Annotated in this window: 11 protein-coding genes; 4 read left to right on the top strand and 7 right to left on the bottom strand. The window is 73.0% G+C overall.

What is annotated here, in order from left to right:
• Positions 1-293 (top strand): ankyrin repeat domain-containing protein (locus DY240_RS27175; protein WP_199702577.1); only part of this gene is annotated, 293 nt, incomplete at its 5' end.
• A 21-nt stretch (positions 294-314) separates the two neighbouring features.
• The gene (locus DY240_RS27170) at positions 315-1730 is read left to right on the top strand and encodes an FAD-binding oxidoreductase (RefSeq protein ID WP_119662795.1); all 1416 of its coding nucleotides are present in this window, start codon (positions 315-317) and stop codon (positions 1728-1730) included.
• Here the strand turns inward: DY240_RS27170 and DY240_RS33040 are convergent.
• From DY240_RS33040 to tkt, 7 genes are all read right to left on the bottom strand, one after another.
• Complete coding sequence (locus DY240_RS33040; protein ID WP_199702576.1) at positions 1727-1903, bottom strand: hypothetical protein; 177 nt, start codon at positions 1901-1903, stop codon at positions 1727-1729. The two genes, DY240_RS27170 and DY240_RS33040, sit on opposite strands and share 4 nt — an antisense overlap.
• A gap of 150 nt (positions 1904-2053) precedes the next feature.
• Positions 2054-2827 (bottom strand): 6-phosphogluconolactonase, encoded by a 774-nt coding sequence (gene pgl, locus DY240_RS27165; protein WP_119662794.1) that lies wholly within the window; start codon positions 2825-2827, stop codon positions 2054-2056.
• Positions 2824-3780, bottom strand: a complete 957-nt coding sequence (gene opcA / locus DY240_RS27160; RefSeq protein WP_119662796.1) for a glucose-6-phosphate dehydrogenase assembly protein OpcA — start codon at positions 3778-3780, stop codon at positions 2824-2826. The genes pgl and opcA overlap by 4 nt, the downstream gene beginning before the upstream one ends.
• Positions 3777-5306 carry a glucose-6-phosphate dehydrogenase gene (gene zwf / locus DY240_RS27155; RefSeq protein ID WP_199702575.1) on the bottom strand — a complete coding sequence of 510 codons (1530 nt, stop codon included), beginning with the start codon at positions 5304-5306 and terminating at the stop codon, positions 3777-3779. Before zwf ends, opcA begins: the two co-directional genes overlap by 4 nt.
• The gene (locus tag DY240_RS27150; RefSeq protein ID WP_119662792.1) at positions 5303-6895 is read right to left on the bottom strand and encodes a glucose-6-phosphate isomerase; all 1593 of its coding nucleotides are present in this window, start codon (positions 6893-6895) and stop codon (positions 5303-5305) included. The genes zwf and DY240_RS27150 overlap by 4 nt, the downstream gene beginning before the upstream one ends.
• Positions 6892-8004, bottom strand: coding sequence for a transaldolase (gene tal / locus DY240_RS27145; protein ID WP_119662791.1), 1113 nt, complete (start codon positions 8002-8004; stop codon positions 6892-6894). Before tal ends, DY240_RS27150 begins: the two co-directional genes overlap by 4 nt.
• Before the next feature lie 11 nt (positions 8005-8015).
• Complete coding sequence (gene tkt, locus DY240_RS27140; RefSeq protein WP_119662790.1) at positions 8016-10109, bottom strand: transketolase; 2094 nt, start codon at positions 10107-10109, stop codon at positions 8016-8018.
• 208 nt (positions 10110-10317) lie between these two features.
• Here tkt and DY240_RS27135 point away from each other — a divergent pair, with 208 nt between their 5' ends.
• Both DY240_RS27135 and DY240_RS27130 read left to right on the top strand, forming a co-directional pair.
• Complete coding sequence (locus tag DY240_RS27135; protein ID WP_119662789.1) at positions 10318-11271, top strand: heme o synthase; 954 nt, start codon at positions 10318-10320, stop codon at positions 11269-11271.
• Positions 11272-11330: 59 nt separating this feature from the next.
• Positions 11331-12287, top strand: a complete 957-nt coding sequence (locus tag DY240_RS27130; RefSeq protein ID WP_158603020.1) for a MerR family transcriptional regulator — start codon at positions 11331-11333, stop codon at positions 12285-12287.
• Positions 12288-12358: the final 71 nt, after the last annotated feature.

The raw sequence follows: 12358 nt of genomic DNA, 5'->3' as shown, positions 1-12358 counted from the left end.
CGACGGGCGTGGCGGCCGCCGGGCCGGACGACGTGCGCCCGACGCTGGTCGCCGAGGCGGCGGGCCTGCACCACTGGGGCGTGGTGCGGGCGCTGGTGACCGCCGGTGCGCCGGTCGACGGGGCGCTGCACCACGCCGCCGGCGCGGGCGCGCTCGACGTGGTGAAGCTGCTGGTCGAGCACGGCGCCGACGTCTCGGCCCGGGACGATCGCTTCCATCTCGACGCCGCCGGCTGGGCCGACTTCTTCCACCACCCCGACGTCGCCGCCTACCTCCGCTCCACGGCGAGCTGAGAGGCCCTATCGTGGGGATGCATGACCCCACCGGCGTGGGACCGTCTCGCGGCGTCGCTCGAGGGCACGCTGCTGTTGCCCGGCCACGCGGACTACGAGGCGGCACGCCGGCCGATGCGGCGGCAGCCGGTCGAGGTGCGGCCGGCGGCGATCGTCCGGGCCGCCGGCGCGGGTGATGTGGCGGCGGCGATCGCGTTCGGCCGCGAGCACGGCATCGCGACGGTTCCGCGTAGCGGGGGGCACTGCTACGCGGGCCGGTCATCGACGTCCGGGCTGCTGATCGACGTCACGCCGCTGGACCGGGTCTCGGTCGCCGACGGCCGCGTCACCGTCGGCGCGGGGGTCCGGCTGGGGCGGCTCTACGGGGCGCTGGAGCCGTACGATCGCACCGTGCCGATGGGCACCTGCCCGACGGTGGGCGTCGCCGGGCACGTGCTGGGCGGCGGCCTGGGGTTCCTCGGCCGGAGGCACGGGCTGGCCGGCGACCGCCTGGTCGCCGCGGAGGTCGTGCTGGCCGACGGCCGCGTGGTGTGGTGCGACGAGGCCCGCGACGCCGACCTGCTCTGGGCGTTGCGCGGCTCCGGCGGCGGGCAGTTCGGCGTCGTCACCACGCTGGTCCTGGCGACGGTGCCGCTGCCGGCCGGTGTGTCCGCGTTCCACGTGACCTGGCCGTACGAGCACGCCGCCGCCGTCATCGGGGCGTGGCAGGACTGGGCGCCGCGGGCGCCGGACGAGGTGGTCGCCGAGTTGCGCCTCGTCGTGCCGGCCGACCCGGGCGAGGCGCCCGGCGTGAGCCTGTTCGGGATGGTCATCGACGCGGAGACGTCGGACGCGATGCTGGCGCCGGTCATCGAGGCGGTCGGGACCGAGCCGACGTGGGAGATCCACGAACCGGGCCCGTACCTGCCGGCCGTGCGGCGACTCAATCTGCTCGGCTCGGCCCTGCCGGAGGGCACGGTGCCGACCGATCTCATCGCCGGCCGATCGATGTTCTTCCGCCACGCGTTGCCGGCCGAAGCGGTGTCCGCGCTGGTCGAGCGGCTGGCGGCGGACCGGGTACCCGGGTTCGCCCGCGAGTGCACGTTCTTCGCCTGGGCCGGCGGCTACGGTCGGATGCCGGTCGACGCCACAGCGTTCCCGCACCGGGAGGAGTCGTTCCTGGTCAACGTCGCCACCGTCGTCGAGGACCCGGCGCCGCGGGTGACGTCGGCCGCGTCGGACCGGTTGGCCGAGCTGTGGAACGTCGTGCAGCCGTGGGGGAGCGGCGGCGCCTACGTGAACTTCCCCGACCCGCTGCTGCTCGAGGGGGAGGCGGCCTACCACGGCGCCAACCTGGCTCGGCTACGCGCGGTCAAGCGCCGCTACGACCCGGACGACTGCTTCCGCTTCCACCAGTCGATCCGCCCGGCGAGCGCAGGCGACGTCACCGCTCCTTAGGCGGCGCGGGCGGCCGACACGGCGGACTTCGGAGGCTTGGTGTCGAAGGAGTACCGTCGTTTGCTCTCGCGCTCCAGCAGGCCGGCGTCGGCCAGCCGCTTGAGCACGACCGGGCACACCTTGCACCGCGGCCGGTCCTTGCAGCACTTCTTCTTGGCCTTCACCGTCGCCATGTGGGAAGGATAGGTAACCCTTCCTCTCGGAACAAATCGGACACCCCTTGAGTTGATCATGGAAAAATCGGGCTTCCCAACGCTGGGAAACCCGATTTCTCCATGATCAACAAGGATGGTCGGCAGTCGGTCGTCGGCGTGGGCCGTCGGTCAGGGTGACGCGGGACGTCCCAGCCCGGGCGGGAGCTCGGACGCCGCCGCGCGGTCGAGCAGCCACCGGGTCGCGCGCAGACCCTGGGCGCCGGCGGCCGGGATCTGGACCGGGCCCGACCCGCCGAGCGCCAGCCGGACCGCCGGCGCCTTGTCGGGGCCGGCCACGACCAGCCAGACCTCGTCGGCCGACCGGATCACCGGCAGGCTGAGGCTGACGCGCTCGGGCGGCGGCTTCGGCGCGCCGCGGACGCCGACGACGGTGCGGTCGTCGTGCAGCGCCGGGTGCTCGGGGAACAGCGACGCGACGTGGCCGTCGGGGCCGACGCCGAGCAGCAGCACGTCGAACGCGGGCGCGCCGGAGTGCAGGCGCTTCTCCGTCTGCTGCGCCAGCACGTCGGCGTACTGCGCCGCGGCGTCCTCCGGGGTCAGGTCGCCGGACCGGGCCGGCATCGCGAACACCCGCGCGGGGTCGACCGGGACGTGGTCCAGCAGCGCCTCGCGCGCCTGCGTCTCGTTGCGATCGGGGTCGCCGGAGGGAAGGAACCGCTCGTCGCCCCACCAGACCGAGAGCGCGGACCAGTCGACGGCCGAGCAGGCCGGCGACGCCGCCACCGCGCGCAGCGTCGCGATGCCGGCCGTCCCGCCGGTGAGCACGACCGACGCGTCGCCGTGCGCGGCCTGGGCGTCGACCAGGCGGGTGATGAGCCGGGCCGCCACCGCCTGCACGAGCACGTCGGCGTCGCGATGGATCACGATCGTGGGCGTCGTCATCGCTTCACCTTCGCCTTGGTCCGGGTGACCTTGCCGAACTCGTGCAACTCGTTCAGTCCTTCCTGGATGACCTCGCCGTAGACCTCGTCGGGGTCGAGCCGGCGCAGTTCCTCGGCCAGTGAGTCGCCCGCCGAGCGACGGGGGAGCGCGACGCGGCGGTCGGCCCGGCCGGGCACGGTCAGCGTCGCCACCTCCTCGTCGGGACGCTCGATGCCGATGGCCCCGGACGGGCGGTCCAGTCGCACGCTGAGCAGGCCGTCGACGCCGGTCGCCTTGGTCCGCGTCACCGGCACCTTCAGCGTGTGCGCCAGCCAGGCGGCCAGCAGGTCGGCGCTCGGGTTGTCGGGCCCGCCCACGACCCGGGCCGCGGTGATCTCCTCGTGCGGCGGCTGGTCGAGGGCGGCGGCCAGCAGCGCCCGCCACAGTGTGAGCCGGGTCCACGCGAGGTCGGTGTCGCCCGGCCGGTAGCTCTCGGCCCGCTCCTGCAGGGCGGCGATCGGGCGCTTGCACGCCGCGGCGTCGGTGATGCGCCGCTGCGCCAGCCGTCCGACGGGGTCGTCGGCGGGCACCTCGGGCGACTCGGCCGGCCACCAGGCGACCACCGGGTTGTCCGGCAGCAGCAGCGGGACCACCACGGACTCCGCGTGCGCCGTCAGCGGCCCGAACAGCCGCAGCACGACCACCTCACTCGCGCCGGCGTCGCCGCCGACCCGGATCTGCGCGTCCAGCCGCGCCGACCCGCGCGACGTACCGCGGATGACGGCGATGATGCGGCACGGGTGCTCGTGGCTGGCCTGGTTGGCCGAGTCGATGGCGTCCTCGGCGTTGGCCTCCTCGGCGACGAGGACGAGCGTCAGGACGCGGCCCAGCGCGACGGCCCCGTGCTTCTCGCGCAGGTCGACCAGGCGCTTACCGACGGCGGCGGCGGTGGTCGACGGGATGTCGATGATCATGGCCTTCTCCAACTGCGGCCGTCGCGGGCCAGCATCTCGTCCGACGACGCCGGACCCCAGCCGCCGGGAGCGTACTGCTCCGGCCGATCGGGGCTCTTGGCCCAGAACTCCTCGATCGGGTCGAGGATCTGCCAGGACAGCTCCACCTCTTCGTGACGGGGGAACAGCGGCGGGTCGCCCAGCAGGACGTCGAGGATCAGCCGCTCGTAGGCTTCGGGGCTCTCCTCGGTGAACGAGCCGCCGTAGCCGAAGTCCATGGTGACGTCGCGGACCTCCATGGCCGTCCCCGGCACCTTGGAGCCGAACCGGATGGTCGTGCCCTCGTCCGGCTGCACCCGGATGACCAGAGCGTTCTGGCCCAGCTCCTCGGTGGCGGTGGACTCGAACGGCAGGTGCGGCGCCCGCTTGAACACGATCGCCACCTCGGTGACGCGGCGGCCCAGCCGCTTGCCGGTGCGCAGGTAGAACGGCACGCCCGCCCAGCGGCGGGTGTCGATGTCGAGACGGACGGCGGCGTAGGTCTCCGTCGTCGAGCCCTCCGGGATGCCGTCCTCCTCGAGGAAGCCGTTGACCTTGACGCCGCCGGCCCAGCCCGATGCGTACTGGCCGCGGGCGGTGTACTGGGAGAGGTCCTCGGGCAGTCGCACCGCGGACAGGATCTTCTCCTTCTCCGCCCGCAGGTCCGACGCGTTGAACGAGACCGGCTCCTCCATGGCCACCAGCGCCAGCAGCTGCAGCAGGTGGTTCTGGATGACGTCGCGGGCCGCGCCGATGCCGTCGTAGTAGCCGGCCCGGCCCTCGATGCCGATGTCCTCGGCCATCGTGATCTGCACGTGGTCGACGTAGTGGGCGTTCCAGATCGGCTCGAACAGCTGGTTGGCGAAGCGCAGCGCCAGGATGTTCTGGACCGTCTCCTTGCCGAGGTAGTGGTCGATGCGGAAGATCGCGTCGGGCGGGAAGATGCTCTCGACCGTCGCGTTGAGCTGCCGGGCGCTCTCGAGGTCGTGGCCGAACGGCTTCTCGATGATCACCCGGCGCCACTGCTCCGGCCCGTCGGGGTGGGCCAGACCGGAGCGGTCGAGCTGCTTGCTGACGATGTCGAAGAACGACGGCGGGATGGACAGGTAGAACGCGAAGTTGCCGCCGGTGCCCTGCTGCTGGTCGAGCTCGTGGACGGTCTCGGCCAGCCGGTCGAAGGCGTCGTCGTCGGAGAAGTCGCCCGGCACGAACCGGAACCCCTGCGCGAGCTGCCGCCACGTCGACTCGCGAAAGGGCGTACGCGCGTGCTGCTTGACGGCGTCGTGCACGATCTTGCCGAAGTCCTGCGTGGCCCAGTCGCGCCGGGCGAAGCCCACCAGCGAGAAGCCGGGCGGCAGCAGGCCGCGGTTGGCGAGGTCGTACACCGCCGGCATCAGCTTCTTCCGGGCGAGGTCGCCGGTGACGCCGAAGATCACCAGGCCGGACGGGCCGGCGATGCGTGGCAGCCGCTTGTCGCGTTTGTCGCGCAGCGGGTTCTGGTAGCTCACCTCAGGATGCCCCTCAGGGTGTCGATGCCTGCCTTGCGGTCGGTCAGGTGCAGCCGGAGCACCGGACGGTCGTGGTCGGCCAGCACCTGGGCGTCGCCGGCGGCCTGCGCGGCGATCAGCTGACCGAAGGTGAACGGGCGGTCGGGGATCTCCAGGTCCTCGGCAGGCGCGCCGGTGACCTGCAGGTACACGCCCTGGGCCGGCCCGCCCTTGTGGTATTGGCCCGTGGAGTGCAGGAAGCGCGGCCCCCAGCCGAACGTCACCGGCCGCTCGGTCCGCCGCTCCAGCGGGACGCGGACGCCGGCGAGCCCGGCGTCGTCACCCTCGCGGTCGAGGTAGGCCATGACGGCGAGGTAGCCGTTCGGTTCCAGCCGGCCGAGCAGCGCCTCGACCGCGCCGGCGAGGGAGTCGACGCCGTCGAGCAGCCCGGCCGAGCCGCGGACCTCGACGACGCCGTCGGTGAACGCCGGCGCCTCGGGCTCCGGCGTGGCGTCGAGCAGGCCGCGCGCGGCGGCCTTCGCGCTCTCGACGTCGGGCTGGTCGAACGGGTTGATGCCCAGCAGCTTCCCGGCGACGGCCGTCGCGTACTCCCACAGCAGGAACTGCGCGCCCAGCTCACCGGCGACGACGACGCCCTTGGCGGGCGGCTGCGCGGGGGAGCCGACGAGGGCCGGCAGGACGTCGCCGGCGGGGTGCGCGACCTCGGGGTCGTCGGTGCCGCCGCTGGCGATCGGCAGGATGCCGGTGCCCTGCTTGCCGGTGGACTCGGCGATGAGCTGCTCGGCCCAGTCGGCGAAGCCGGCGATGCCGGAGCCGGCGTCGGCGATGGCCACCTTGTCGCGGCCGTCGCCGTGGCCCCCGGCGAGGGCGGCGCCCAGCCGCAGCGCGGGGTTGTCGGGCACGTCGCCGGACAGCCGCTCGGCGACGGCGGCGGCCTCGTCCAGCAGCGCGGCGATGTCGGCGCCGGCCAGCCCGCTCGGGACCAGACCGAACGCCGTCAGCGCGGAGTAGCGCCCGCCGACGTCGGGGTCGGCGAGGAACAACTTGCGGTAACCGCGCTCGGTGGCGAGGTCGGCCAGGCCGGAGCCGGGGTCCGTCACGACGACGATGCGGCTGGCGGCGTCGATGCCGGCCTCGGTGAAGGCCGCCTCGAACACCCGGCGCTGGCTGTCGGTCTCGACCGTCGAGCCGGACTTGCTGGACACCACGAGGACGGTGCGGTCGAGGCGGTCGGCCAGCGCCCGCCGCACCGCGCCGGGGTCGGTGGTGTCGAGCACGGTCAGCTCGACGCCCGCGGAGCGGGTGATGACCTCCGGCGCCAGCGACGAGCCGCCCATGCCGGCCAGCACGATGCGGTCGAGGCCCTCGGACCGCAGCTGCGCCGACAGCGCCTCGATCTCGGCCAGCAGCGGCCGCGACGTCTCGTGCAGGTCGGTCCAGCCCAGCCGGATGGACGCCTCGGACTCGGCCTCCGGACCCCACAGCGTGGCGTCCTTCGCCGCGATGCGCGACGCGACCTTCTCGCCGACCAGGCCATCGACGACGGCGTCCGCGTCGACACCGTACGTGGTGACGCTCAGAGCGGTCACTTGGCGGCCTCCAGCTTGGCGTTGACGGAGTCGAGCAGGTCGTTCCAGCTGGTCTCGAACTTCTCCACGCCCTCGCGCTCGAGGACCTCGCTGACGTCGTCGAGGTCGACGCCGGCGGCGCGGACCGCGGCCAGCGTGTTCCACGCGTTCTCGCGGTTGGGCCGGATGGTGTCGCCGGTGATCTCGCCGTGGTCGGCCACCGCCTCGATGGTCGCCTCGGGCATGGTGTTGACGGTGTCGGGCGCGACCAGCTGCGTGACGTACATGGTGTCGTCGTAGTCGGGGTTCTTCGTCGACGTGGACGCCCACAGCGGCCGCTGCCGCTGCGCGCCGGCCTGCTCCAGCCGCTGCCAGCGCTCGGCGGCGACGACCTCCTCGTACGCGGCGTAGGCGAGCCGGGCGTTGGCGACGGCGGACTGGCCGCGCAGCGCGAGCGCCTCGTCGCTGCCGATGGACTCGAGCCGCTTGTCGATCTCGGTGTCGACCCGGCTGACGAAGAAGGACGCGACCGAGGCGATGCCGTCGAGCGACTCGCCGGCGGCGAGGCGCTGCTCGAGCCCCGCCTGGTAGGCGTCCATGACCTCACGGTAGCGGTCGATGGAGAAGATCAGCGTGACGTTCACGCTGATTCCCGCGGCGATCGTCGCGGTGATGGCCGGCAGCCCGGCCTTCGTCGCCGGGATCTTGATGAACACGTTCGGGCGGTCGACCTCGGCCCACAGCTCGCGCGCCTGAGCGATGGTGCCCTCGGTGTCGTGCGCCAGCCGCGGGTCGACCTCGATGGAGACCCGGCCGTCGCCGTTGGTGCTGCGCTCGGCGATGGGGGCGAACAGGTCGGCGGCGGCGCGGACGTCGTCGGTCGTGAGGTCGCGTACGGCGGCGTCGGCGTCGGAGCCCTGCCCGGCGTGCCGGCGCAGGTCGTCGTCGTACAGGCTGCTCTTGGTGATGGCCGCCTGGAAGATCGACGGGTTCGTCGTGACGCCGACGACGTGCTTCTCGTCGACGAGCGACTGCAGGTTGCCGGTGGTGAGGCGGTCGCGGGAGAGGTCGTCGAGCCAGATGGCGACGCCCTCGGCGGAGAGCCGGCCCAGCGGATCGTTGGTGGTCATGGTGACTCCTCTTAGGCGTTGGAGATGGAGTCGCGGGCGGCGGCCACCACGGCGTCGGCCGTGATGCCGAACTCGCGGTACAGGGTCTGGTAGTCGGCCGACGCGCCGAAGTGCTCGAGGCTGACGGCCCGTCCGGCGTCGCCGAGGTAGCGGTACCAGCTCATCGCCACGCCCGCCTCGACGGAGACGCGGGCCTTGACGGCGGCCGGGAGGACCGACTCGCGGTAGTCGGCGTCCTGCTCCTCGAACCACTCCTGGGACGGCATCGAGACCACCCGGGTGGGCACGCCGTCGGCCTGCAGCCGCTCGCGCGCCTCGACGGCGATCTGCAGCTCGGAACCGGTGCCGATGAGGATGACCTGCGGCGTTCCGCCGTCGGCCTCGGCGAACACGTAGCCGCCGCGGGCCGTGCCCTCGGCGTCGCCGTAGACCGAGCGGTCGAACGTCGGCACGTTCTGCCTGGTCAGCGCCAGGCCGGCCGGGTGCTGCCGCTCCAGGATGGTGCGCCAGGCCACGGCCGTCTCGTTCGCGTCGGCCGGGCGGACGACGTCCAGACCGGGGATGGCGCGCAGCGCCGACAGGTGCTCGACCGGCTGGTGCGTCGGGCCGTCCTCGCCGAGGCCGATGGAGTCGTGCGTCCACACGAACGTCACCGGCAGCTGCTGCAGCGCCGCCAGCCGGACCGCGGCCCGCTGGTAGTCGCTGAACACCAGGAACGTCGCGGCGTAGGGCCGCGTGAGGCCGTTGAGCGCGATGCCGTTGACGATCAGGCCGGAGGCGAACTCGCGGACACCGAAGTGCAGGGTGCGGCCGTAGGGGTCGCCCGGGAACATCTTCGAGGAGCGCTTCTCGGGCAGGAAGCTCGGCTCGCCCTCGATGGTGGTGTTGTTCGAACCGGCGAGGTCGGCCGAGCCGCCCCACAGCTCCGGCAGCACCGGCGCGATGGCGTTGATGACCTTGCCCGACGCGGCGCGGGTGGCGACGCCCTTCTCGGACGGCTCGAAGACCGGCAGGCTGTCGGTCCAGCCGCTGGGCAGTTCGCGCTTCTGCAGGCGGTCGAGCAGGGCGGCGCGGTCGGGGTTGGCCTCGCGCCAGGCGGCGTAGCGCTCGTCCCACTCGGTGCGCAGCCGCTTGCCGCGCTCACCGACCTGGCGCGCGTGCGCCAGGACGTCGTCGGCGACGTCGAACGTCTTGTCCGGGTCGGCGCCCAGCACCCGCTTCGTGGCCGCGACCTCGTCGGCGCCGAGCGCGGAGCCGTGGATGGCGCCGGTGTTCTGCTTGTTCGGCGCCGGCCAGCCGATGATGGTGCGGACGGCGATGAACGACGGCCGGTCGGTGACGGCCTTGGCGTTCTGCAGCGCCTCGAAGATGGCCCGCGGGTTCTCCTTGTACTCGCCGTCGGCGGTGAAGTCGACCACCTGCGTGTGCCAGCCGTACGCCTCGTAGCGGGCGACGGTGTCCTCGGTGAAGGCGATGTTGGTGTCGTCCTCGATGGAGATGTGGTTGTCGTCCCACAGGACGATGAGATTGCCCAGCTCCTGCGTGCCGGCCAGGGAGCTGGCCTCGCTCGACACGCCCTCCTCGAGGTCGCCGTCGGAGGCGATGACGTAGACGTGGTGGTCGAAGACGCTCTCGCCGGGCAGTGCGTCGGGGTCGAGCAGGCCGCGGACGCGGCGCTGGGCGAACGCCAGGCCGACCGCGGACCCGAAGCCCGACCCGAGCGGACCCGTGGTGACCTCGACGCCGTCGGTGTGGCGGTACTCCGGGTGACCCGGCGTCGACGAGCCCCACGTGCGGAACGCCTTGAGGTCGTCCAGCGTGACGTTGTAGCCGGACAGGTAGAGCTGGATGTACTGCGTCAGGCTGCTGTGCCCGGCCGACAGGACGAACCGGTCGCGGCCCAGCCAGTGCTGGTCGGAGGGGTCGTGGCGGAGCACCCGCTGGTAGAGCGTGTAGGCGACCGGGGCGAGGCTCATCGCCGTGCCGGGATGCCCGTTGCCCGCCTTCTCGACGGCGTCCATGGCCAGCAGCCGCACGGTGTCGACCGCCCGGTCGTCGAGCTCCGTCCACTCGAAGGCTGCGCTGTTCTCGGGTGTCGTGTTCACCGGCGTGACGTTCCTCTCAGGCGGATGGGTCCCTACGTCTCTGCTCGCAGCGCCGTCGTCGAGACGGCCGTTCACGGTCGAGCGTATCGACGTCACCCGCACGTGTGCCCGGCCGCTCGGCGGTTTGGGCGCACCGTTAGACTCAACAGGCCAAGCTGGCGGATGTTTCCCACTCCCGCCTGTCTCTTCGACCACACGAAGGTGAACGTTGACGTCCGTCGAGCCGAGCCCCGCGGCGACCCGGCGTGCGCCGGAGCCGCCGACGCGGCTGGCGCGGCTGCGGGCCGTGCTGGGCTCCTACGTCGCGCTCATGAAGCTGCGCGTCGTCGAGCTGCTGCTCATCACGACGCTGCCCGCCATGGTGCTGGCCGAGCGCGGGCTGCCCTCGCTCGGCCTGGTGCTCGCCACCCTCGCGGCCGGCACGCTGGCCGGCGGTAGCGCCCACGCGTTCAACCAGGTGCTCGAGCGCGACATCGACGCCGTCATGCACCGCACCCGGCGCCGGCCGCTGGCCCGCGCCGTCGTCGCCCCGTACCGCGCGTTCGCGTTCGCGTCGGCGCTGCTGGTGGCGTCGGTGGCGATCATGCTGGTGTGGGTCAACGCGCTGGCCGCGGCGCTGACCATCGCCGCCAACCTGTTCTACGTCCTCGTCTACACCATGCTGCTGAAGCGGCGGACGTCGCAGAACATCGTGTGGGGCGGCGTCGCCGGGTGCGTGCCCACGCTCATCGGCTGGGCCGCCGTCACCGGAACGCTCGACTGGCCGCCCGTGCTGCTCTTCCTGGTGGTGTTCTTCTGGACGCCGCCGCACTACTGGCCGCTGGCCATGCGCTACCGCGACGACTACGCGCGGGCGGGCGTGCCGATGCTGCCGGTCGTGGCGTCGGCCCGGACGGTGGCGTTCCAGATCCTGCTCTACTCCTGGGCCATGGTCGCCACGACGTTCGTGCTGTGGCCGGTCGCCGACCTGGGGTGGATCTTCGGGCTGGCGTCCGTGCTCACCGGCGTCTGGTTCCTCGTCGAGGCGCACCGGCTGTACGGCCGGGCGCGGCGCACCGCCGACGGTGCCGGCCTCACCGCCATGCGGCTGTTCCACGGCTCGATCACCTACCTGACGGTGGTGTTCGTCGCGGTGATGGCCGACGTCCTGATCCTCGGCTGACCTGCTGTTCCGTCGGCCGGCTTGACTCTCCAGTCGCTGGAGACACCACCGTGGTTCCCGTGAACGACGACGGCCCCTTCCTGAGCATCGGCGACCTGGCCCGGCGCACCGGACTCCCGGTGAAGACGATCAGGTACTACGCCGACATCGGGCTGGTGCCGCCGACCGACCGATCCCCGGCGGGCTACCGCCGCTACGACGCCGTGGCGCTGGCCCGGCTGGATCTCGTCCGGACGCTGCGCGAGCTCGGCATCGACCTCGCGACCGTCCGGCGGGTCCTCGACCGGTCGCTGTCGCTGGCCGACATGGCGACGGCGCATGCCGCCGCCCTGGACGCGCAGATCCGGCTGCTCCGGACCCGCCGTTCGGTGCTGCGGGCGGTGGCCGCGCTGGGGATCGACGACCACGAGGAGCTGGATCTCATGAACCGCCTGGCCCACCTGTCCGCCGCCGAACGGCAGCAGATCATCGACGACTACTGGGAGTCGGCGTTCGAGGGGCTGGACACCGACCCCGCGTTCGCCGAGCGGATGCGTTCGGTCCGCGTCGACCTTCCCGACGACCCCACTCCGGCTCAGGTCGAGGCCTGGGTCGAGCTGGCCGAGCTGGTGCAGGACCCGTCCTACCGGGCGCGGGTGCGGCAGATGGCCGAGGCCGGCGCGTCGTCGGGTTCCGCCTCGGCCGGCCCGGCGCCGGCGGAGATGGCGCTCTACGAGAGCGTGACCGAGCTGGTGACGCCGCTGCGGTCGGCCGATGTCGCGCCCGGGTCGCCGGAGGGCCGCCTGGTCGTCGATCAGCTGGCGCCCCGGTTCGCCCACGCGCGCGGCGTCGCCGACGGTGCCGACTTCCGCCGGGAGCTGGGCGAGCAGATCGCCCTGTTCTCCGACCGCCGGGTCGAGCGGTACTGGGAGCTGGTCGGCATCATCAACGGCTGGCCGCGCGAGCAGGTGCGCTCTGGCAGTGTCGCCACGATGGAGTGGTTCGCGCAGGCGTTGATCGCGGCCGCGGAGGCCTGAGCCGGCCGCGCCGCGCGTGGGGTTGCGCCGGCCGGGAACGCCGCGGCGCCCGTCCCGGGATCGGGACGGGC

This window comes from Jiangella rhizosphaerae, from assembly GCF_003579925.1.
Lineage (GTDB): Bacteria > Actinomycetota > Actinomycetes > Jiangellales > Jiangellaceae > Jiangella > Jiangella rhizosphaerae.
Note: the sequence above shows the minus strand (reverse complement) of the source record. Positions and strands in the feature narration are given on the sequence as shown.

What these genes read in the sequence shown, in the direction of transcription:
- DY240_RS27170 (WP_119662795.1), top strand. Translation starts at nt 315, where the DNA reads ATGACCCCACCGGCGTGGGACCGTCTCGCGGCGTCGCTCGAGGGCACG.
- DY240_RS33040 (WP_199702576.1), bottom strand. Translation starts at nt 1,903, where the DNA reads ATGGCGACGGTGAAGGCCAAGAAGAAGTGCTGCAAGGACCGGCCGCGG.
- pgl (WP_119662794.1), bottom strand. Translation starts at nt 2,827, where the DNA reads ATGACGACGCCCACGATCGTGATCCATCGCGACGCCGACGTGCTCGTG.
- opcA (WP_119662796.1), bottom strand. Translation starts at nt 3,780, where the DNA reads ATGATCATCGACATCCCGTCGACCACCGCCGCCGCCGTCGGTAAGCGC.
- tal (WP_119662791.1), bottom strand. Translation starts at nt 8,004, where the DNA reads ATGACCACCAACGATCCGCTGGGCCGGCTCTCCGCCGAGGGCGTCGCC.